This window comes from Asticcacaulis sp. EMRT-3 (assembly GCF_030027245.1).
Lineage (GTDB): Bacteria > Pseudomonadota > Alphaproteobacteria > Caulobacterales > Caulobacteraceae > Asticcacaulis.
In genome coordinates, this window is the sequence record NZ_JASERT010000001.1 from 718,520 (window position 1) to 739,763 (window position 21,244).

Genomic DNA, 21,244 nt, shown 5'->3' on the forward strand with positions numbered 1-21,244 from the left:
CCTTGACCCTATGAGGCCCGATATGAGCGAACACGACGAGTTTTCGATTATCGACCAGTTGTTCAAGCCGCTGGCGGGCCTGTGCCGCGAAGCGCGCGGCCTGATGGATGATGTGGCGGTCATTCCCGGCGATGCCGAGCACGACCTGCTTGTCTCGACCGACGCGCTGGTGGCGGGCGTCCATTTCTTCGAGAACGATCCGCTCGATCTGGTGGCGCGCAAGCTGATGCGCGTCAATATTTCCGACATCATCGCCAAGGGCGGCACGCCCTACGGCTATCAGCTCGTCACCGCTTGGCCGCGCGGCACCCCGATCAACGACAAGCGCGATTTTGTGCGCGGGCTGAAGGCCGATCAGGATCGCTTCGGTCTCAGCCTGTTTGGCGGCGACACGGTATCAACGCCGGGGCCGCTGACCTTGGTCATGACCATTTTCGGCAAGGCCCCGCGTGGCCGCGCCCTGTCACGTGTCGGGGCAAAGCCGGGCGACCGTATCTTCGTGTCGGGCTATATCGGCCAGGGTCATCTGGGTCTGCGGGCCTTGCAAGGGGCTTTAAGCGGCCTGTCGCAAGGTGATCGCAATGCGTTGATCAGCGCCTATCACCTGCCCGAAATCCGGCCCGATCTGGCGTCGGCTGTGCTGAACCATGCCAGTTCGGCGATGGATATCTCCGATGGGTTGCTGGCTGATGCCGACCATATGGCGCGCGCCAATGGATTGATGATGCGCCTTGATCTCGACCGTGTGCCCACCTCGCTGGCGGCGCGGGCGGCTATTGCGCAGGGGTGCAGCGTCATCGACCTGGTAACGGGCGGTGACGATTATCAGATACTTTGTACGGCTGCTGACGCCGGTGCTGACGCCCTTCTGATGGCGGGTTTTTATGAAATCGGCGTTTGCCTGGGCCTGTCGCAGGACGCATTGCCGGGGGCGGAACTCTGGGCAGGCGAACGCCGTGTCGATGCGCCTGTAAAGGGTTTTCGCCACCCGGTATAAGACTACATCGTCCTGCGCGCGATACCCCCTTACCGGAAATTTATAATTGTAGTATCGTTTTCGTTGCGAAATCGGCATTGCCGCTCTTGCACGCCAAATCTATGACAGGGCTACAAGCCAGTCCGGCAATGTGTTCGGACGTCTTTCGGAGGTGATCGTTCATGAAGCGTTTTACAACATTCAATACCCTGCGCGCCGCTCTTGCACTTGGGCTCGGTGCCGCGCTGGTGATGCCTTCGCTGGCCTCGGCGCAGGATCGCGATCTGCGCAACTATGATGGTTATTGCTATGCCAAAAAGGCCGATGCCCAGCGTAACGGCACGGTCATCGGCGCGGTGCTCGGTGGCCTGATCGGCAGCCAGGTATCGAAACATGAGCGTGGCCTCGGTGCGGTGGGCGGTGCGGTGCTCGGTGGCGTGATCGGCAACAGCGCCGGCAAAAGCAGCGTTAAATGCTATGATGGCAACTACTATGCCTATCAGGGGCATTATTATGATCCGGCTCCGGCACCGTACGGCTATACGGTCGTTTATTGGAAATCCCGGCCTTCGTCTTCGCATTATAGCCACGTCTATTATGACCGTGATCGCCACGCCGGGCCGCCGCCCTGGAATTATAATGACGCCTGGAAAAATAATGGCCGCAATGACAATAATGGTCACGGCCATAATGGTCATGACAATAATGGTCATCATAACGGCTGGCGTGACAAGAACGGTCACTGGCACAATAATCGTTGATCTGACGCCATTTTTTTTGAAAAGTCCTCCTGGAAATCGGGAGGACTTTTTTCGTTCAAGGCTTGTAAACCGTTTTGCGGCAAGGTCGGGCCATGAGCCCTTTACGTCGCCAGTTTTTTGTCACCCTGCCTCTGCTTGCCCTCCTGCCGACTTTGGCAAGAGCTGACGACAAGAAGGATGCCGCCGCCCCGTCGGTGCAACTGGCGACGGTGGCTGTGCCGATCACTCAGAATAACCGTCTGGTCAATTATATCTTCATCAGCGTGCGCGTGGACCTGACCATGATGGCCAATGAAGGCAAGTTCCGCGACATGGAACCCTATTTCCGCGATGCCATTGTGCGCGTGACCAGCAAAACCTCGTTCGGACTGCCCGGTCATGATGATCAGCTCGATACGGCCCGCTTCAAAGCGGCCATGATGCCAGCCTTTGCCGACATTACCGGGCCGGGCATGGTCAAATCCATCGATGTCTTGTCGCAAACGCCTAAATTTCATCATTAGAGCGCTTTTCGATCTGATAGACTCAAATCGGCGCTCTAATACCAACTTGCGCAGACCAGAACCTATTTGGGTGCAAGTTGGTATTCGCATTTTTTCAGCTCAAGCGCCGCCAATCCTCTTTGATGAAGAATGGGCTCGCCGCATACGCGGCGACGAGCAGTCGCGCTTGCCAAGCTGCGATGAGTCAAAGTCATCGCAGCTTGGTATAAGTTTTTATTTTATCGCTCTTCCTTACCCAAAAAGTGGATCCACTTTTTGGGAGAACGCTCTAGTGATCGACGTTTGCCGGAGGTTTGCGCTGCATTGCGTGCATCTTAAGCATTTGTATTCTTAAACTATAAGTAATGGTGATCTTGCAATGCAGCAAACATTGCGCGCGAAGCCTTTGCGTTTGCAGGTTTTAGTGATGATCAAGCCTTGAACTTAAGAAAAACTTTTGGCACTCTCCGTCGCAATCAAAAAATAAGACCTTGAATAAGGTTCGTTTTTTGATGTTCAAAAACAGGCATTGCATCTGCTTTGCCCTGAAAAATATAAACAGACAGGGGTTCCGTTATGAATATTGCTTTGATGCTGGCCATTGCGGCCGGCATACTTGGCCTGCTCTATGGGGTTGTGCAGACCCTGAGCCTTTTGAAGGCCGATGCGGGTAACGAGCGTATGCGTGAAATCGCCGCGGCTATCCAGGAAGGGGCCAGCGCCTATCTGAAGCGGCAATATACGACCATCGCCATGGTCGGTGTCGTCATTTTTGTACTCGCATGGGTATTCCTCGGTCAGTGGTCGGCCATCGGCTTTGCCATCGGCTCTATACTTTCTGGTGCAGCCGGTTTTGCCGGTATGCTGATCTCGGTGCGCGCCAATGTGCGCACGGCACAGGCGGCCTCGGAAAGCCTGAAAAAGGGTCTGAGCCTGGCTTTTGGCGCAGGCGCGGTGACCGGTCTGTTCGTAGCGGGCGGGGCGCTGCTCGGCGTTTCGGGTTATTTTGCCATCCTGACGCTTGGCCTTCATCTTGATCCCACCAGCCGCGACGTGGTCAATGCGTTGGTGTCGCTCGGCTTCGGTGCGTCGCTGATCTCGATCTTCGCCCGTCTTGGCGGCGGTATCTTCACCAAGGGGGCGGATGTCGGCGGCGATATGGTCGGCAAGGTTGAGGCCGGTATCCCTGAGGACGACCCGCGTAACCCCGCCACCATCGCCGATAATGTCGGCGATAATGTCGGCGATTGCGCCGGTATGGCGGCCGATCTGTTTGAAACCTATGCGGTGACGATGGTGGCCACGATGGTGCTGACCACCATCTTCTTCGGCACTTCGCCGCTGTTGATGCCGATGATGATGCTGCCGCTCGCCATCGGCGCGGTCTGTATCGTCACCTCGATCATCGGCACCTTCTTTGTGTCATTGGGTAAGTCGCAAAACATCATGGGGGCCTTGTATAAGGGCCTGATCGCCACCGGCATATTGTCGATCGTGGCGGTGGCCGGGGTGATCTGGAAGTTCGTCGGTTTCGATACGCCGATCAGCTATGAGCTGGGAGGCCTGACCTTCGCCTTCACCGGCATGACCCTGTTCTGGTGCGGCATGGTGGGGCTGGCCGTGACGGCGGGCTTCATCGTCGTGACGGAATATTATACCGGCACGGGCAAGCGCCCGGTCGTCTCCATCGCTCAGGCCTCGGTGACCGGACACGGCACCAATGTTATTCAGGGTCTGGCGGTTTCGATGGAATCGACGGCTATACCCGCCCTGATCATCGTGGCGGGTATCATCTGCTGCTATCTGCTGGCGGGCCTGTTCGGTATCGCCATCGCCACCACCACCATGCTGGCTCTGGCGGGCATGATCGTGGCGCTCGACGCCTTTGGGCCGGTGACCGACAATGCGGGCGGTATCGCCGAAATGGCGGGCCTGCCCAAGGAGGTGCGCCACACCACCGATGCGCTCGATGCGGTGGGCAATACCACCAAGGCCGTCACCAAGGGCTATGCCATCGGCTCGGCGGGCTTAGGTGCACTGGTTCTGTTCGCCGCCTATACGTCCGATCTCAAGCACTATGCCGGTCTGGCCGATGCTCCGGCTATCTTTCAGGGCCTCGGCGACCTGACCTTCTCGCTGTCCTCGCCGTGGGTGGTGATCGGTCTGCTGATCGGCGGGCTTCTGCCCTATCTGTTCGGCGGCATGGGCATGACGGCCGTTGGTCGCGCCGCGCAATCGGTGGTCGAGGAGGTGCGCAAGCAGTTCCGCGAGGATCCGGGCATTATGGCAGGCACGTCCAAGCCCAATTATGGCCGCGCTGTCGATATGCTGACCAAGGCGGCGATCCGGGAAATGATCATCCCGTCGCTGCTGCCGGTTCTGTCGCCCATCGTCCTGTTCACCATCGTCTATTATATCGGTGGCCGGGTGCCGGCGTTTGAATCTGTGGGCGCCATGCTGCTGGGCGTCATCGTTACCGGCATTTTTGTTGCCATCTCAATGACATCGGGTGGCGGCGCCTGGGATAATGCCAAGAAGTCGTTCGAGGATGGCTTCATCGACAAGGACGGCGTCAAGCACATGAAGGGCTCGGAAGCGCACAAGGCCTCCGTGACCGGCGATACGGTCGGCGATCCTTACAAGGATACGGCGGGCCCGGCGGTCAATCCGATGATCAAGATCACCAATATTGTGGCCTTGCTCATGCTGGCGGTTCTGGCCCACGGCGCGTAAATTTTGGGCCCATGAAAACGAAAGCCCCGGCTGTCAGGCCGGGGCTTTTTTGCGCCGCCTTTGAAAAGGTCAGGCGAGCCGCGTATAGAGGCGGTAGGTTTCATCACCGATGGCCGGGAAGGGCTTGAGGCGCACGTCGCGGTCGGCCCGGATCAGCCAGTCGCCGGAAGGATCGGGTCTGGCCGACAAAAGCGCTTCGCGGCTGAGGCTGGCATCGCCATCGCCCGTCGGGAACAGCACGACTGGCCCGGTCATCAGCGCTACCATTTCCGGGTGGGCTGTATTGAGCGGTTCGAGGCGCAGGCCCATATCGAGGCTTAAATCTATCCGGTCGCCGTTTTTCCAGGTGCGCGTGATCGTGGCGAACCGACCCGGCGTCAGCGCCACATCGGTTGGCTGGCCATTGATGGTAAGCCGGGTTTGCGGCCCGGCCCAGGCCGGAATGCGCAGCTTCAGGCCGAAAGTGGCGGGCCTTGCCGTCGTTATGGTCAAGACGCTGGTGTTTGCGACCGGGTATTGCGTGTCTTGCGCCAGCACCACCTTCTGCCCGCCGAAATGCGCCTGTGCCCTGGACGGCACATAGAGGTTGACGTACAGGTTTTCAGCGTCGAACAGATAGGCGCTGACGCCGTAATCGGCGGTGAGCTGGATGAAGGTGCCCGAACAGCACGGCCAGCGGTCGCGGGCATAGACCTTGGTCGAGGCCTGATTATAGTCTGAATAGTAGAAGGTACGACCATCCGGCTCGGTGGGTTTGGCGCCGAGAATGGTGTTGTACAGTACCCGCTCCATGCTGTCGCCGTAACGGCTGTCGCCGGTCAGGCGCAACAGGTAGCGGGTAATCTTGAAATGACCATAGGCGCCGCAGGGCGTCTCGAAACTGGCATGGGTTTCGGTCAGGCTCTTGTACAGGCTTTCCGTGTCGTCGCTGGCCAGCAGACCTTCATTGCGGCCCCAGCCGCCGGTGGCGAAGCTCTGGTCGCTGACGATCTGAAAGCCGTTTTTGGCGGCGCGCAGATAGGTTTCATCGCCCAGGCTCAGATAGGACTGAACCGCCGAACTCAGGCCGTTGACGTGGCTATAGGCATGTTGCGTGGCCAGCGGGTTTTGCCCTTGCGCCAGAGGGCCGAAATAGCCCTCAACGGCGAAATAGCGCGTGGCCAGGGCCTTATAGCGCTCGCCCATGCCGCGCTGCCAGGCCAGAAACAGGTTCTCCGGCAGGGTATAGCTTTCGTCGAAGGTCTTGGCCAGACGGTCATGCGGCCGCGCCTGCATCTCGTCGCGCGTCAGGGCCTTTTCGGGCAGATAGGGCAGGGCAATGTCAGTCAGGTGGTCAAGCGCAGGTTTGGCAGCGCTGACGCCAGCGAACGTCCAGGCGTCCATCAGCCCCACCACCAGCTTGTCATAGGTATAGGCGGGCAGATTGTAATCGTCGAAAAATTTCGGTGAAATGGTGGGAATGTAATTCTCGATCAGCGTCGTGATCTTGGCCCTGGTGGCTGGATCGCCGGTTATGGCGTAGTCGCGCGACAGGCCCGACACATACTGGCCGAAGCTGTGACCGGGAATAAAGCCATGCCAGTTATCGGCAATGCCCTTGTCGCCGACATGAAAATCATCGGACACGTCATACCATCCGCCCATATCCGCTCCGGGCGCAGGCATGTCGGCTTTCACGCGAAACGGCTTGAGCAGCGAATCATTATCCAGACTTAAGAAAAGCGCGTGCTGGGCGTCAAACTGATCCTTCAGAGGGCCGTCGGTCAATTGCACCTCGCCATACTGAAATTGACTGAGGGCGGGACGAATGGCAGGGGAAGCCGCGTTCGCTGCCAGAGGCAAGGTGCTTGCAGCGCAGCACAGGCAGGCGGCTTGTGTGCTGCGGCCCAGAAAGGCACGTCTGGACATTTCGGGCATGGGGCGGTTCCTCTTATGGCTGTTTACAGACAATTTAGCACAAAATGTCTGACAATTTCGAGAGGTGCAATAAAAAAGCCTGTGAGAAAACTCACAGGCTTTAAAAATCATAGGCGTGTCCGGGCGTCAGTCACGACGGTGATTATTATTGCCGGGATCGCTGTCCTGACCATCGGTGAGGCGCTGATGGCCAACCGTGCCGAGCAACTGCTCGATGGCGCTGAGCGAACGGCCGCGCGTTGGCGTCTTGTTCGGATTAGGCGTCAGGTTGCGACCGTCGGCCAGAGACAGGGTCTGGACATCTGATACGGTGTTGTTGGATTTGTCGAAATCGATAATCGTGACCGAGCGAGCCGTGACATGGGGCTTCTTATAGGTCATCTTCATCGATACCTGATCAATATAATACCATTCATTGGGATCATAGATCGAGGTTTGCGACGGTGCGCCCAGCTTGTCCAGCACCGTGGCCTGACTGTCGCCAACCTTGATGTCGGTGGAGGGTTTGGCATCGAACGCCAGATAGCCATGATGCGTCATGGTGGGGGCGCAGGCTGATGCGCCAAGCGCCAGAAGGGCAGCGCCCGCCAGGGCCAGTGAGGTTTTCATACGCGGCAGCATGTCAGTCCTGTAAGGTGCGAAACGCATTTGACCTATAAGAAATTTAGGCTTAGGGCAAGCTTAAGGCCTAAAGAAGGCCGCGCACAGCAAAAAAATCGCACAAGACCGGGCGTAAGAATGCAGCCATTTCTGAACATAGTCCAGACCCTGTTCGGACGCAGGCCGCCCAGACTGGCGAAAGCTGCCGGTGAGAGGCTATATGCGCAATGCGTGGAACGTTCGCGCCTGCCGGTCTTCTATCTCGACTATGGTGTGGCCGATGAAATAGGCGCACGATTCGAACTGCTGACCTTCCATATTGGCATGGTTGTCCATGCCCTGCGCGCGGTGCAGGCTGAGGAGGCGGGTTTCGCGCAGGCGCAGGAAACGGCGCAGGCCCTGTTTGATTCGTTCCTGCTGGCGCTCGATACCACGCTGCGCGAACAGGGCACAGGCGATCTGGCCGTGCCGAAAAAAATGAAGACGCTGGGCCAGATCATTTATACGCGCATGAAGCGCTGGGATGAGCTATGGCTGGAAGGCGAGGCGGCCCAGGTCGATTACGCCCTGCGCACAATTTACGCCGGCTCGGCCTATGCCGGACCGGGCAATGAGGACGAAGCGGAAGCCCTTGCCTCCGCAGCGAAAAACAGCGGCGGGCAAGCCTTGTCGTTCGCGGCCTATGCGCGCGCCGTCAGGGTGGCGCTGCGGGCCGAGGATATTATGAACGGGCGGCTGAGCTGGCCCGAACCGGTGGCACTGGAAGCCGCCTGAAGGATGAGTAGGATGCTAGAAGATCAGGATGCGGCTCTCTGGGAGCATAAGGTGCGTTTCGATGCGGCGTTACGGGGGCTGAGCCTCGATCTGAGCGCCGATGCTGAGCGGCGTGAGGTGATCGCGCGCGCCTTCGGCATGATGTCTCTGGATGCCCTGACCGCCCATATCGTAACGCGCGCTGCGGCAGGAACCAAGCCGGTCGTGCATATCGACCTGCATCTGAACGGCGAGGTGACGCAGGAATGCGGCGTGACCACCGAGTCCTTCAACCATGCGATTGAAGGCGTATTGCGCCTCGATTGCATCGAACGCACGCGCCTGACCGACGAAGTGGCCGAGATCGGCGCGCGGGAGTTTTCGCTCGAAGATCTGGATGAGCCCGATGTCATCACCAATGGGCAGATCGACCTTGGCCAGTATGTGATCGAGGCGCTGGGTGAGGCCTATGATCCGTTTGCGCGCAAGCCCGGCGTCGTCTTCGAGGAGCCGGAAACGGAGCCCGAACCTTCGCCTTTCGCGGTGCTGGCCCGACTTAAGCGGGATGAATAAGCGTGCCGCACTGCGATAAAACTTGCATAGTTGGCAAGTCACGCTATCGTCGCCTGTTTGTGCATGGCCCGAAATGGCTCTTGAATTCGAGCCGGGATTGCGCGCATGTTGCGACAAAGACCGCCCACAGGGATTCCCCGCCTTGACAGTTTCCGAAGCTCAGACACCAAACGGCGCACCGCAAGGCGCGCCACCGGAGGGGGCCTTAGTCATCGCTATCGACGCTATGGGAGGGGATCATGGCCCGGCGGTAACCGTGGCGGGCGCGGCCCTGCTGCTCAAAGAACGCCCCGAACTGTTTTTCCAGCTTCATGGCGATGCCGAAGGCATCAATGCCGAACTGGCGCGTCATCCGGCGCTTAAAAGCCGGTCGGTGCTGATCGCCACCGACCAGTGCATTGCTATGGACGAAAAACCGGCTCAGGCTCTGCGCCGTCGCAATACCAGCATGGCCAATGCGATCCACGCCGTAAAATCGGGTGAGGCGAAGGCGATCATTTCGGCGGGCAATACCGGTGCGCTGATGGCGCTGTCGAAAATGATCCTCAAAATGATGACCGACGATCTCGAACGCCCGGCCATCGGCTGTTTGTGGCCCAATAAACGTGGCTACGGCACGGTGCTCGATGTCGGGGCCAATGTCACCTCGGATGCACGCCAGTTGATCGAATTCGCCATGATGGGCGCGGCCTTCCATCGTGCCGTGCGCGGCGTAGATAAGCCGAGCATCGGGATTCTCAATGTCGGCTCGGAAGATGTGAAGGGCCATGAGGAGGTGCGTGAAGCCCACCGTCTGATGCGTGACACGAAGCTGGGACTGAATTATCATGGCTTTGTCGAGGGCACAGATCTGTGTACCGGCATTGTCGATGTGGTGGTGACCGATGGCTTCACCGGTAATGTGGCGCTGAAAACCGCCGAGGGCGTAGCGCGTTTTATCCGCGATCTGTTGAAAGAGGCTTTCAAATCATCGCCACTGGCCATGCTGGGCGCGGTTCTGGCGGCCTCGGCGCTGAAGACAATGGCCAAGCGGGTCGATCCGGGGGCCTCCAATGGGGGGCCTTTGCTCGGCCTAAAAGGCATCGTAATCAAAAGTCACGGGGGGGCGGACGCCAAGGCCTTTGCCAATGCGATTGGCGTCGGAGCTTCGCTGGCCAGTAGTGGTTATGCGCAGGAAATCGAAAGCGCGCTGGCCCTTTTGACGCAAAGCCTGAACGATGATGAAAGCAATCCTCTTGCCGTAACCGGTGAAGATACAAATATAAGAGACGCCCAAGCGCCCGGTCATGTGGCGGATGTCGCGGCGGATAATAAGGTAAGCTAGACTATGCGTGTGTTAAGATCGGCGGTCACGGGCGTGGGCGGCTATCTGCCGGAAACGGTAATGCCCAATTCCGATTTCGAGAAACTTGTCGAAACGTCCGACGTTAAGATCGTCGAACTGACCGGTATTCGCCAGCGCCATCGCGTGGCGGAGGGGCAGACGACATCGGATCTGGCGGCCGAGGCGGCGCGCGTGGCCCTGGCTGCCGCTGGCCGGACGCCTGCCGAGGTCGATATGATCATCGTGGCCACCACCACACCGGACATGCCTTTTCCGGCCACGGCCTCGCTCGTTCAGCAAAAGATCGGTGCGCCCACCTGTCCGGCCTTCGATGTGCAGGCGGTCTGTTCGGGATTCGTCTATGCGCTCAGCGTGGCCGATGGATTCGTGGCGCGTGGCATGGCGAAATGCGTGCTGGTAATCGGCGCCGAGGCGATGACGCGCCTGCTCGATTTCAGCGACCGCTCGACCTGCATCCTGTTTGGCGATGGCGCAGGCGCCGTGGTTCTGGAGCCTGCGGAAGGCGAGGGCACAACGGCGGATCGCGGCATTCTCGGTTTCGATCTGCGCTGCGACGGCTCGAAAACCGATCTGCTCTATGTGTCGGGCGGCATGTTCGAGGCGGAAAGCCGCATCGGCAAGATCAAAATGCAGGGCAATCAGGTTTTCAAACAGGCCGTGCAGAAGATTTCGCAGGCCATCGAAGCCACTATCGCCAAATCGGGCCTGACGCTCGATGAGATCGACTGGTTCGTGCCGCATCAGGCCAATCAGCGCATCCTCAATGGTGTGGCCCACCATCTGGGGCTGGATGAAAACAAGGTGATTTCCACCGTGGCCATGCACGCCAACACCTCGGCGGCTTCGATTCCGCTGGCCTGGTATGAAGGCGTGCGCGATGGCCGCATCAAGCGCGGCGATCTGGTGCTGATCGAGGCGCTGGGCGGCGGACTGACCTGGGGCGCGGCGGCGATCCGGGTATAAACCGTTCGCGTGAGCTGTTTATAATAAGCCTTTGACGACAAGGTGAATTTGCGGCATGTTAGCCGATACCTTATCCATAGCTGGGCGCAGACACCATGAAAACGCAAACCTTGACACGAGCCGAACTGTTTGAGGATGTCCATAACGAGCTGGGCCTGCCGCGGCAGGAATGCGCCGCCATTGTTGAGCGCACGCTCGATCTGGTGGTTGAGGCGCTGGAGCGCGGCGACGAGGTGAAGCTATCGGGTTTCGGCGTCTTTCAGGTGCGTGAAAAGAATGCGCGCGTTGGCCGCAATCCGAAAACGGGCAAGCCAGCGCCAATCGATCCGCGCAAGGTGATTTCGTTCCGCGCTTCGCAGATCGTCAAGGCGCGCGTCGATGCCGGTACGCACGACTGATTGAAGACCGGGTAAGGATAAGAAACGCGGTGAGTAAAGGGCCTTTAGCCTTAAGAACCATCTCCGAAGCCGCCGATAGTCTGGGCGTGCCGCAGCATGTTTTGCGTTTCTGGGAAACCAAATTCACCTTTATCCGCCCTACCAAACGGGCGGGCGGGCGGCGCTTTTACCGGCCGCAGGATGTTGATCTGCTGATCGGCGTCAAAACCCTGCTCTATGATCGTGGCTACACGATTCGCGGTGTGCAAAAGCTGTTCAAGGATGAGGGCCAAAAGGCGATCCTCAGCGCCAGTCATCTGCCCGCCTCGCATGAGCCGGAACAGGCTGGCGTAGCGCATCAGGTTTCACAACCGGTTGAAGGTGAAACCGCAGATGCGGATATGGCCGGACACACGCCTGTCATGAGCGCGGATGTACGCGCGCGCCTGCTCGACATCGCCCGTCGGCTCGAAGCCGCGCAGACCCTGCTGGGTCGGCAGATCGGCAGGGATACAAAACGCGGAAAATTCTCATCAAACTGAGTTTTGGGGATTGCGGCTGCTGATTTTCGTCTCTATAAGCCGCCTCTCCTGAAGGGGCTTAAAGCACTGGATGGTGTGGACGGAGCGTGGCGCAGCCTGGTAGCGCACTTGACTGGGGGTCAAGGGGTCGCAGGTTCGAATCCTGTCGCTCCGACCATTTAAAGTTCAAAATCCCCCGGTTCAGGCCGGGGGATTTTTGATTCGTGCTGTTCCATTTAGGAAAAGCGAAAATCCGTCTTCCGCGCGGTTGCCTTGTCGTGGCAAATGGCCTTAAAAACAAGGCTCCCGTCCGCGAGATTTTCATGCGTATCCTGCTCACCAATGATGACGGCATCGAGGCCTACGGGCTGAAGGTGCTTTATGATATCGCGCGGCGCTTAAGCGACGATGTCTGGGTGTGTGCGCCGGTCATCGAGCAGTCGGGCACGGGGCGCGGCATTACCCTGCATGACCCGTTGCGCGCCCTCTGCCTGGGCGAAAAGCGCTTCGCCGTTTCCGGCACGCCCACAGATTGCGTGCAGATCGCCGTCAATGACCTGATGCCTGAACCGCCCGATCTCGTCCTGTCGGGCGTCAATCGCGGTTTCAACCTGGCGCAGGACATTACCCTGTCGGGCACGGTGGCCGGAGCGCTGCAAGGCATGACGCTCGGCGTTCCTTCCATCGCCCTGTCGCAATGCCTCGATTTCGATATGGAGAGCGAAAGCCAGTGGTCGGCGGCGGTGGCCTATGGCGCGCCGGTGATCAGCCACCTTCTGGAACGCGGTTGGCCCACAGATGTGGTCATGAACATCAATTTCCCCGATTGCGCCGCCGAGGCCGTCAGCGGCGTCGAAGTCACCCGCCAGGGCTTCCGCGACCTGCATGAAATGCACGCGGTCAAGCGCGTCGATCCGCGCGGCCGCGACTATTACTGGCTCAATTTCCACAGCCTGCAACAGAGTCTGGTCGATGGCACCGATCTGAAGGCCGTGGCGGAAGGGCGCATTTCCGTAACGCCGCTGCATCTTGACCTGACCCATTACGAAACCCTGCACACTCTGCGAAAAACTATGGGCGGGGTGGCACCGAAATCCATCGTCACTCCAGTGCGCGAGGCTGGCCAATGAGCGGTGAAACACGGCTTGAGCGCCTGATGCACAGCCTGCGTGAGCAGGGCATTACTGACAAAAAGGTGCTGACGGCGATGGAGCACACGCCGCGCGACCTGTTCGTGCCCGAGCTGTTCCTTGATCGGTCATGGGAAGATTCGGCCATACCGATCAATTGCGGCCAGACCATTTCGCAGCCCTTTATCGTCGGGCTGATGACTCAGGCACTGAAAATCGAAGGCCGCCATCGTGTGCTCGAAATCGGCACGGGGTCGGGTTACCAGACGGCGGTGCTGGCGCGGCTGGCGCGCTATGTCTATACGGTCGAACGCTACCGGTCTTTGATGCTGGAGGCTGAAACCCGTCACAAACGGCTGATGCTGGAAAATATCATCTACCGCTTCGGCGACGGCTGGCAGGGCTGGCCCGAACAGGCACCGTTCGACCGCATCCTCGTCACCGCCGCCCTGCCGGAAGCGCCGGTCGATCTGCTGGCCCAGCTCAAGCCGAAGGGCGTCATGGTGGGGCCGCAGGGGCGTGGTTCGACCCAGCGCCTGCTGCGCTACACCAAGTCGGCGGAGGGCGATTACAAGATCGAGGATCTCGGTGAGGTGCGCTTTGTGCCGCTGATCAGCGGTGTGGCGAAAGAGGGCTAAGCCTCACCAACCGCGCGCGTCGGCACACTCGCGCCGCGGCCCGTTTCATCATCATCCTTGCGGCCTTGTAGCAACGGTTGAAAGGCCGCCGTCAGGCCGGTAATGCCGGTCAGCAGGCCAAACAGCAGCATGTCCATCGGCGTGCGGTGCCACGAGCTATCGCCGGTGATAGTGGTGATGATGCCATATATCAACCAGATGGTGAAAATCCACGACAGGACAAAGGCTAGCACCTTGCCGCCGATGCGGTGAATGAGGCTGATCAGCAGGGCGGCATAGGGCACGATCAGCACCATGTCATAATCGAGCAGGCGCGGCGTCATCAGCGGCACCAGTCCCATGACCAGCACCAGCCGTTCGTCGCTTGTCAGTTTTCCCCAACGCGCCATCGCCATACCGGCCAGCAGCATGACCACCATGAAGCCGAGCGCCAGTTCGACATTGAGATGCGACGATCCCCGCACATGAAAGACGAAATTGGTCAGTTCGAACCAGCCCATGCCGACCTGACGCGCCATCGCCACCGAATGCAGTGTCTTTTGCCAGGCATGGCCGTAATGGCCGTCGGTTATGATCATCAGATAGAAGATGCCAACCCCGGCCACGGCACGCCACGAAAAAGCGAAAACCCGCCGCCACAAGGCTTCGTCGGCCAGCAGGAAAAGGATGAAATAGGCCAGGAAGGTCGGTTTGACGCAGGCGCACAGAAACACCACCAGCGTGAACGGCCAGCGCGTCTTGCGAAACAGCAGCAAACTCGCCAGCACCAGCGCGTGCATGACGAGGCCGATATTGGCGCACACAAAGGTCATCGGCGTCAGGGCGGCGAAGGCCAGCAGGCGGTAGCGGATGTCGATGCCGGGAAAGGGCCGGATCAGGGCGAACCACAGCAGGAAAAGCGTGGCCGGTGCGAGCAGCAGCCAGATGAACAGGGTGCGCGTGCCCGCCACGCCAAACGTATGGAGTAACGGAAAGAACAGATAGGCCACCTGCGGCGCATAGACATAGGCCGCCGGGCGGATGGCGTCGCAAACGGGCGGATGGATAGCATAGGGTGAGCGGTGTGCGGCCAGAGTCTTGGCGCCGCATAATACCGCGTCGATGTCCATCAGCATCCAGGCGTGATGGGTGATCATATGCCAGACGCCGTATCCTACCGGCCAGGCGCAGAAAAGCGCGAACAGAGCCAAAAGCAGCCTGTTGCGGGTCAGCGCCCGCAAAACGGACAAGGCGTCCATTATTGATCACCCGTACAATGGCGGGTTTACGCGCCGCCCCTCAGATCGGCAGGTAGCGCCGGAATGGGGGAATCGTCAAGAGGGCGCCTAAGGTGATGAGAACGGCCAAGGCCGGGGCGAGGGCGCTGCCAAGGCCAATCAGGGCCGGGCTGAGATAGGGCATAACCACATAAAGCAAGGCGCACAGCGTCACCATGCCCGATGCCAGGGTCAGTAAACCCTCGATCAGACGGCGCTTTTCGATGCGTTTCATGACATCGAGCGCAAAGGCGAGGTCATGAGCGGGTGGAGCGGGCGGGGCCGCGTCCATCAGCAGGGCTTTCAGCGCATCCGGTTCTGAATGGGAGGGGTTCATGACGGTACACCTAACAGTTCGGCCAGTTTGTGCCGGCCTCTTTGAATATGCGACTTGATCGTGCCAAGCGGAAGCCCCAAAATTTCGGCGGCTTCGGCATGGCTGTAATCACCGGCCACGCACAGCGAAATCGCGGCGCGCTGATCGAGCGGCAGGGCCATCAGGGCGCGTTCGACCGCCAGTTTCTGGTCCACCGTTGATGACGCGGTTTGCGGGCGCACGTCCTGCCAGTCGGTGTCGCGTGCGGCGGCGCGGTGGAAGCGGCGCCGATCATTGAGCGCCTTGCGGTAGGCGATGCCGCAAACAAAGCTGCGAAAGCGGGCCTCATCATGCAGCCGGTCGAGGCGCGACCAGGCGGTGACGAAAGCCTCCTGCGCCAGATCGTCGGCGTCATCAGGGCGCACACACAGGCGGCGCAGGAAGGCCCGCACCGCCTGCTGGTGTTCAGCCACCAGCCGGGAGAAGGCCGCGTCGGAACCCTTCTTCGCCTGTTGCAGCAGGCTGATGCGCGCCTCTGTCCCGAACATGCGGCCATTACGCCCTGGGCATGGTGAAGGTCGAAATCAGGGCCCAGACCAGCGAGGCCACGGCCGCTACGCCAAAGGCAACGCCGAGTGCGGTGAAGACGGCATTGTTCTCACCGAGATGACTATAGTGTCCGGCATAGGAGAAGCCGGCGGCCAGAGCGCTCCAGATCACCACCTTGCGCCAGACGCCCCACGGGCCGTAACGGCCATGACGTCCATAACGACCGCGCAATTCATAGGCACGGTCTTCATCGGAACGGATCGCTTCGAGCAGGGCGGCGGGTGGATCCTTGCCCTGATCGGCATAGGATTTAATCAGTTTCAGGGTTTCGTTACGGTGATGAAAATGGGCGCTCATGGCGAATACCCCCATCAACATGCCGCCTATAGGAAAGATCAGCCACCAGTAACTGGCGAAAAGCGTGGAAAATGTCATGAGAGGTTCCTTTTCTGGACGCGCATGAAGGTAAAATTCAAAACCTTGCGGGCTTTTGTAACTGAATGTCCGCCGCGATGCGGATTGGATGCGCGGGCGTCGTTTTTTTAAATTGTCCCCGATTTTGACGCTTTTGGGCGTCTTTTGGTCGAATTTCACCTTCAAGGAGCAGGCATGGTAAGGATTCATTATCCATAAGTTCGCATAGACTTGCCTGAACAAAATCTTAAGGACGCTTAAACCTGATGCCGGAGGAAACAGCCATGACCCGTAAAGAGCCCGATACCTGCCTGGCCCTGCGTGGCGTGAAACTGATAGCCGCAGGCATGTGCGGGCTCTTGGTGCTGGCATTGCAGGCCTGTACGACTCCGGGCCAGATGCCTGAGCCGAAATATCCGATCTATATGCAGGATAAGCCCGCCGAAGCGACGGAAACCCCGGCTCAGGCCGGTGACGATCAGCCCGTACCCGCCGCCGCGCCGGTTGCCACCGCGCCCGCTGCTGCATCTCAGGGCACCGTGTCGGTCAGCGATCTGCCGCCCCCGCCGCCACCTCCGCCGCCGCCTGAGGAGATGACGAAAAACACCACGCCCCCGGCGTCTGCGCGTGATACGCACCATGATACCCATATGGCCGCTGCGCCCGTCAGGGATACGCGCGCCGCCTATGTTTACGTGCTTGAGGCCCATGACACGCTTTACGGGGTTTCGCGCCGCTTCGGCGTGCCGGTGAAGCAGCTTTACGAGATCAATGGCCTGTCTCAGAATGCCAGCCTGCGGATAGGCGAAAAAGTCCTGCTGCCGCCCAGCGCGGTAGATAAAGGACTGGATCCGCACGCCAATGGCACGGGCATGGTCAAGCTGGCGACGGCACTGGCTGAAAAGCGTCGCCCGCCCGTTGAGAAAAAGCCCGCGCCGGTCGTTACACCGCCTGCTGCAAAGCCTGTCTCTGAGCCTGAGCCGGTAAAAGCCCCTGCTTCTGTAAAACCGGTCGTCAGGGCACCTTCGCAAGCCGCCGCAACGACGCCTGCCGCCACAGCAGCGAAAACGGCTCAGCCGACGCCTGCCGAAGCCGCACCCGGCGGTTTCCCCAGCAATGCGCGCATCGCCGAAATGGGGCACGGCATGTTCGTCTGGCCGGTGCGTGGCAAGCTGCTGGTGCCGTTTGGCCAACTGGCGCCCAATGTTCGCAATGACGGCATCAATATCGGCGCGCCCATCGGCACCGAGGTCAGGGCTGCCGCTGATGGCATCGTCGTTTATGAAGGCGATCAGGTGAAGGAGCTGGGCAATACGGTCTATATCAAGCACAGCAATGGCTGGTACACGGGCTATTCGCACCTCGATTCGATGCGCGTGAAAAATAATGAGACGGTCACCAAGGGCGAGGTAATCGGCACGGTGGGCCAGACCGGCGTCATCGATAAGCCGCAACTGCATTTCGAGGTGCGCTATACGCCCTCCACCGATATTGCGCGCCCTGTCGATCCCAGGCTGGTTCTGCCCTGACCGCGTCAGTTACATGCCGGAACAGCCCTGAAGCAGTCAAAGAGCGGCCCGTTACGGTCGCTCTTTTCGCGTCCGGGATCATCCGCAACGTAATTAATTATCTCATTGACCTTTTTTTTCATGTGCCTATGTATGGCACACCTCATTTTTACCCCCGGATATGCCATTCGCGGGTTGTTTTTTATATGGCCTGATTTTCAGGAGATGCCTGTGTTCGCTACGCCTGCCTTCGCGCAAACCGCCGGTTCCGCTGCTGCCGCCCCTGGTGGCGATCTTCTTTCCATGCTGCCGATGCTGGTCGGTTTCGTGGCCATCATGTATTTCTTTATGATTCGCCCGCAACAGCAGCGCGCCAAGCAGCACAAGGCGATGCTGGCGGCCATGAAGCGCAATGACACTGTGGTTCTGTCATCGGGCATCATTGGTAAGATCACCCGCGTCGAAGAGGCCGAGGTGATGGTTGAAATCGCTACGGGCGTCAATGTGCGCGTCGTAAAAGCGCAGATCAACGAGGTGCGCGCCAAGGGCGAACCGGCCCCGGCCAACGACAAGGCCGCCTGATAACAGCCTGAATTAGCGCTGAAATTTTTTCCGAATCCGCCCACGACCGAGCACTCAGACCATGATCAATTTATCCCGCTGGAAGGTAGGCCTCGTTATTGCGGCTGTCCTGCTGGGCGTAGTGTTTACGCTTCCCAATTTCCTGCCCGCCAGTGCCCGCGATTCCGTCAAGAGTTTCCTGCCCACGGCAACGCTTAATCTGGGCCTCGATCTGCAAGGCGGCTCGTATCTGCTGGTTGGCGTCGATACCGATGCTCTGGTTCAGGAACGCACCACCAACCTGACCGAGGATGTGCGCAATCAACTGGGCGAACTGGGAATCGGATTCAGCAATCTCGGCAATTCAGGCCATACGGTCAGCGTCCGCATCACCGATCCGGCGCAACTCGACAAGGCCTATAGCGAACTCAGCAAGATGGCTTCGCCCCTGCCGAAGAATCCAAGTCAGAAGGATCTGACGGTGCAGCGCGGTGCCGATCAGATGATCACCATGACCCTGACCGATGACGGAATCCGCGAAACGGCTTCGCGCGCCGTCGATACCTCGATCGAGATAGTGCGCCGCCGGATTGATAATCTCGGCACCAAGGAGCCCTCCATCACCCGTCAGGGCACGTCGCGTATCGTGGTGGAAGCACCGGGCGAGAGCGATCCTGAGCAACTCAAGCGCATTATCGGCCAGACCGCCAAGCTGACCTTCCAGATGGTCGATGAAACCGTAGGCCCCGCCGACATCGCCGCCAATCGCATTCCGCCGGGCTCGGAAGCCCTGCCGGATGAAGAAAGCGGCCAACTGGTTGTCGTGCACAAGGCCGTGCTGGTATCGGGTAACAACCTGACCAAGGCGACGGTCGGGGTTGACCAGAACCAGCAGCCGGCTATTGATTTCACTTTCGATTCGACCGGCGCGAAGAAATTCGGCAAGGCGACATCGGAAAATATCGGCCAAAAGTTTGCGATCATTCTTGACGGCAAGATCGTGTCCGCGCCGAAGATTCAGGGCGCGATTCTGGGCGGCCACGGCCAGATTACCGGTTCCTTCACGCCGCAGCAGGCGTCTGATCTGGTGGCGGTGCTCAATGGCGGTGCCTTGCCGGCACCTTTGAAATTCGAGCAGCAACGCACGGTGACCGCCGAACTGGGTGCCGATGCTGTGGCCAAGGGCGAGCTGTCCACCGTCATCGCCTTCATTTCGGTCATCGTGTTTATGTTCCTGGCCTATGGCCTGCTGTTCGGCGGCATATCCGTGGCCGCCCTGATCGTCAATCTGCTGCTGTTGATCGGCGGCATGTCGCTGATGCAGTCCACCCTGACCCTGCCGGGCATTGCCGGTCTGATCCTGACCCTGGCGATGGCCGTGGACGCCAATGTGCTGATCTACGAACGGATGCGCGACGAGGTGCATGGCGGGCGCAGTCTGATCGCGGCGCTTAATGCCGGTTTCTCGAAGGCGCTGGAAACCATTCTCGACGCCAATGTCACCACGCTGGTGGCCGCCGCCATCATGTATATGTTCGGCGCAGGGCCGGTGAAGGGTTTTGCCGTCACCCTGATGCTCGGCACCTTTACCTCGGTCTTCTCGGCCGTCATGGTGACCCAGGTTCTGGTGGCCCTGTGGTTCAAGTGGCGGCGCCCGAAGGTTCTGCCGATTGCCGATGACGTGGCACCCAAGGCGTGGCCGCTGATCAAGATACTGCCGAAAAACACCAAGATTCACTTCGTCAATTTTTCGAAATACGCCACCATCATTTCGGTGATCGCGGTCTGTGTTTCACTTTTCCTGACGGTTGTTTCCGTGCAGGATGGCATTCACCCGCTTAAAGCACCCTGTGGCGGCCTGAACTGCGGCGTCGATTTCAAGGGCGGCACCTCGCTTGAAATCTACACGCCGGGCGTGCCGCTCGATCTGTCGCGTCTGCGCGCAAGCTTGAATGCTCAAGGCCTTGAAGATGTTCAGGTTCAGGGCGTCGGTAACGGCACGGATGCCATTCTGCGCTTTGAATCGCCATCGGTTGACCCGGTCAACAAGGTGGAAGACGTCAAGGCGGGGCTGACGAAGATTTTCCCGTCGGCCAAATTCTCCAATACCGAAGTGGTAGGGGCCAAGGTGTCGTCCGAGCTTTTGACCGGCGGCATTATGGCTCTGTTCATCGCTATCGGCCTGATGATGATCTACATCTGGTTCCGCTTTGAGTGGCAGTTTGGTCTGGGCGCTGTGGCGGCACTTTTCCACGACGTGATCCTGACCTTTGGCCTGTTTGCTATCTTTCAGCTCGATTTCGATCTGCGCGCCGTGGCGGCCATCCTGACCATTATCGGCTATTCGATGAACGATACGGTCGTGGTGTTTGACCGCTTGCGTGAAAACCTGCGCAAATACAAGAAGATGCCGCTGGCCGATCTGATCAATCTGTCGATCAACGAAACCCTGTCGCGCACGATCATTACCGGCCTGACGGCGGTGATGGCCTTGTCCGGCCTGGCCTTCCTGGGTGGAGATGCGCTGTTCAGCTTCTCGATTTCGATGATCTTCGGTATTATTGTCGGCACCTATTCGTCGATCTATGTCGCTGCGCCGGTCATCCTGCTCTGGGGCGTCAACCGCAATGCCGGCGATGTCGAGATCGTCGATATGGGCGGCTACAAGGGTGGCAAGAAGCCGAAGCAGATGCCGTAAGCTGCGGTTCAAATCATGTAAAAAGCGCGGAAGCCTCGGCTTTCGTGTTTTTTTGCAAGCAAAAATAGATTTAAACCACGGAAAACACGGATCATGGCCTTTGGCCATGACACGGATTTGGGACGAATGCTTACACCAGCATGACCTGTTTATCCGTGACGTCGCTTACGCGG

21 protein-coding genes and 1 tRNA gene are annotated in these 21,244 nt (G+C 59.2%); 16 read left to right on the plus strand and 6 right to left on the minus strand.

The window, feature by feature from the left end:
• The first annotated feature begins 22 nt into the window (after nt 1-22).
• The 4 genes from thiL to QB905_RS03530 all read left to right on the plus strand — a co-directional run bounded on the left by thiL (nt 23) and on the right by QB905_RS03530 (nt 4,952).
• Nucleotides 23-997 (plus strand): thiamine-phosphate kinase, encoded by a 975-nt coding sequence (gene thiL, locus QB905_RS03515; protein WP_282973181.1) that lies wholly within the window; start codon nt 23-25, stop codon nt 995-997.
• A 161-nt stretch (nt 998-1,158) separates the two neighbouring features.
• Nucleotides 1,159-1,737: a glycine zipper 2TM domain-containing protein gene (locus QB905_RS03520; RefSeq protein ID WP_282973182.1), complete on the plus strand. Its 579-nt coding sequence runs from the start codon at nt 1,159-1,161 to the stop codon at nt 1,735-1,737.
• Nucleotides 1,738-1,829: 92 nt separating this feature from the next.
• The gene (locus QB905_RS03525; protein WP_282973183.1) at nt 1,830-2,240 is read left to right on the plus strand and encodes a hypothetical protein; all 411 of its coding nucleotides are present in this window, start codon (nt 1,830-1,832) and stop codon (nt 2,238-2,240) included.
• 555 nt (nt 2,241-2,795) lie between these two features.
• Nucleotides 2,796-4,952, plus strand: a complete 2,157-nt coding sequence (locus QB905_RS03530; RefSeq protein WP_282973184.1) for a sodium-translocating pyrophosphatase — start codon at nt 2,796-2,798, stop codon at nt 4,950-4,952.
• 69 nt (nt 4,953-5,021) lie between these two features.
• Here the strand turns inward: QB905_RS03530 and QB905_RS03535 are convergent, their stop codons facing one another.
• Both QB905_RS03535 and bamE read right to left on the minus strand, forming a co-directional pair.
• Nucleotides 5,022-6,869 carry a beta-L-arabinofuranosidase domain-containing protein gene (locus QB905_RS03535; protein ID WP_282973185.1) on the minus strand — a complete coding sequence of 616 codons (1,848 nt, stop codon included), beginning with the start codon at nt 6,867-6,869 and terminating at the stop codon, nt 5,022-5,024.
• Between the two features lie 126 nt (nt 6,870-6,995).
• Nucleotides 6,996-7,490 (minus strand): outer membrane protein assembly factor BamE domain-containing protein, encoded by a 495-nt coding sequence (gene bamE / locus QB905_RS03540; protein WP_282973186.1) that lies wholly within the window; start codon nt 7,488-7,490, stop codon nt 6,996-6,998.
• Nucleotides 7,491-7,607: 117 nt separating this feature from the next.
• On the opposite strand from bamE, the gene QB905_RS03545 reads away from it, so the two are divergent.
• The 9 genes from QB905_RS03545 (at nt 7,608) to QB905_RS03585 (ending at nt 13,769) form a co-directional block, all read left to right on the plus strand.
• Entirely contained in the window at nt 7,608-8,243 is a 636-nt protein-coding gene (locus QB905_RS03545; RefSeq protein WP_282973187.1) for a ubiquinol-cytochrome C chaperone family protein, read from the plus strand.
• 12 nt (nt 8,244-8,255) lie between these two features.
• A complete protein-coding gene (locus QB905_RS03550) occupies nt 8,256-8,795 on the plus strand; it encodes a DUF177 domain-containing protein (RefSeq protein WP_282973188.1) in 540 nt (179 codons plus the stop codon).
• A gap of 142 nt (nt 8,796-8,937) precedes the next feature.
• Nucleotides 8,938-10,119, plus strand: a complete 1,182-nt coding sequence (gene plsX / locus QB905_RS03555; protein WP_282973189.1) for a phosphate acyltransferase PlsX — start codon at nt 8,938-8,940, stop codon at nt 10,117-10,119.
• Between the two features lie 3 nt (nt 10,120-10,122).
• Nucleotides 10,123-11,103: a beta-ketoacyl-ACP synthase III gene (locus QB905_RS03560; protein ID WP_282973190.1), complete on the plus strand. Its 981-nt coding sequence runs from the start codon at nt 10,123-10,125 to the stop codon at nt 11,101-11,103.
• A 95-nt stretch (nt 11,104-11,198) separates the two neighbouring features.
• A complete protein-coding gene (locus QB905_RS03565) occupies nt 11,199-11,501 on the plus strand; it encodes an integration host factor subunit alpha (protein WP_282973191.1) in 303 nt (100 codons plus the stop codon).
• Between the two features lie 29 nt (nt 11,502-11,530).
• Nucleotides 11,531-12,022 (plus strand): MerR family transcriptional regulator, encoded by a 492-nt coding sequence (locus tag QB905_RS03570; RefSeq protein WP_282973192.1) that lies wholly within the window; start codon nt 11,531-11,533, stop codon nt 12,020-12,022.
• 80 nt (nt 12,023-12,102) lie between these two features.
• Nucleotides 12,103-12,179: transfer RNA gene (locus QB905_RS03575), tRNA-Pro, on the plus strand.
• 145 nt (nt 12,180-12,324) lie between these two features.
• Entirely contained in the window at nt 12,325-13,131 is an 807-nt protein-coding gene (gene surE / locus QB905_RS03580; protein WP_282973193.1) for a 5'/3'-nucleotidase SurE, read from the plus strand.
• On the plus strand, nt 13,128-13,769 hold the full coding sequence (locus QB905_RS03585; protein ID WP_282973194.1) for a protein-L-isoaspartate(D-aspartate) O-methyltransferase: 642 nt from the start codon (nt 13,128-13,130) through the stop codon (nt 13,767-13,769). The genes surE and QB905_RS03585 overlap by 4 nt, the downstream gene beginning before the upstream one ends.
• Here the strand turns inward: QB905_RS03585 and QB905_RS03590 are convergent.
• From QB905_RS03590 to QB905_RS03605, 4 genes are read right to left on the minus strand one after another with little or no spacing between them, the layout of a single operon-like run.
• Nucleotides 13,766-15,007: a hypothetical protein gene (locus tag QB905_RS03590; protein ID WP_282973195.1), complete on the minus strand. Its 1,242-nt coding sequence runs from the start codon at nt 15,005-15,007 to the stop codon at nt 13,766-13,768. The two genes, QB905_RS03585 and QB905_RS03590, sit on opposite strands and share 4 nt — an antisense overlap.
• A 40-nt stretch (nt 15,008-15,047) precedes the next feature.
• A complete protein-coding gene (locus QB905_RS03595; protein WP_282973196.1) occupies nt 15,048-15,362 on the minus strand; it encodes a hypothetical protein in 315 nt (104 codons plus the stop codon).
• Nucleotides 15,359-15,889, minus strand: a complete 531-nt coding sequence (locus tag QB905_RS03600) for an RNA polymerase sigma factor (protein WP_282973197.1) — start codon at nt 15,887-15,889, stop codon at nt 15,359-15,361. The genes QB905_RS03595 and QB905_RS03600 overlap by 4 nt, the downstream gene beginning before the upstream one ends.
• A 7-nt stretch (nt 15,890-15,896) precedes the next feature.
• The gene (locus tag QB905_RS03605) at nt 15,897-16,325 is read right to left on the minus strand and encodes a hypothetical protein (protein WP_282973198.1); all 429 of its coding nucleotides are present in this window, start codon (nt 16,323-16,325) and stop codon (nt 15,897-15,899) included.
• Between the two features lie 263 nt (nt 16,326-16,588).
• On the opposite strand from QB905_RS03605, the gene QB905_RS03610 reads away from it, so the two are divergent.
• From QB905_RS03610 to secD, 3 genes are all read left to right on the plus strand, one after another.
• On the plus strand, nt 16,589-17,833 hold the full coding sequence (locus tag QB905_RS03610) for a M23 family metallopeptidase (protein ID WP_282973199.1): 1,245 nt from the start codon (nt 16,589-16,591) through the stop codon (nt 17,831-17,833).
• Nucleotides 17,834-18,043: 210 nt separating this feature from the next.
• A complete protein-coding gene (gene yajC, locus QB905_RS03615; protein ID WP_282973200.1) occupies nt 18,044-18,394 on the plus strand; it encodes a preprotein translocase subunit YajC in 351 nt (116 codons plus the stop codon).
• Nucleotides 18,395-18,455: 61 nt separating this feature from the next.
• Nucleotides 18,456-21,071 carry a protein translocase subunit SecD gene (secD, locus tag QB905_RS03620; protein WP_282973201.1) on the plus strand — a complete coding sequence of 872 codons (2,616 nt, stop codon included), beginning with the start codon at nt 18,456-18,458 and terminating at the stop codon, nt 21,069-21,071.
• Nucleotides 21,072-21,244: the final 173 nt, after the last annotated feature.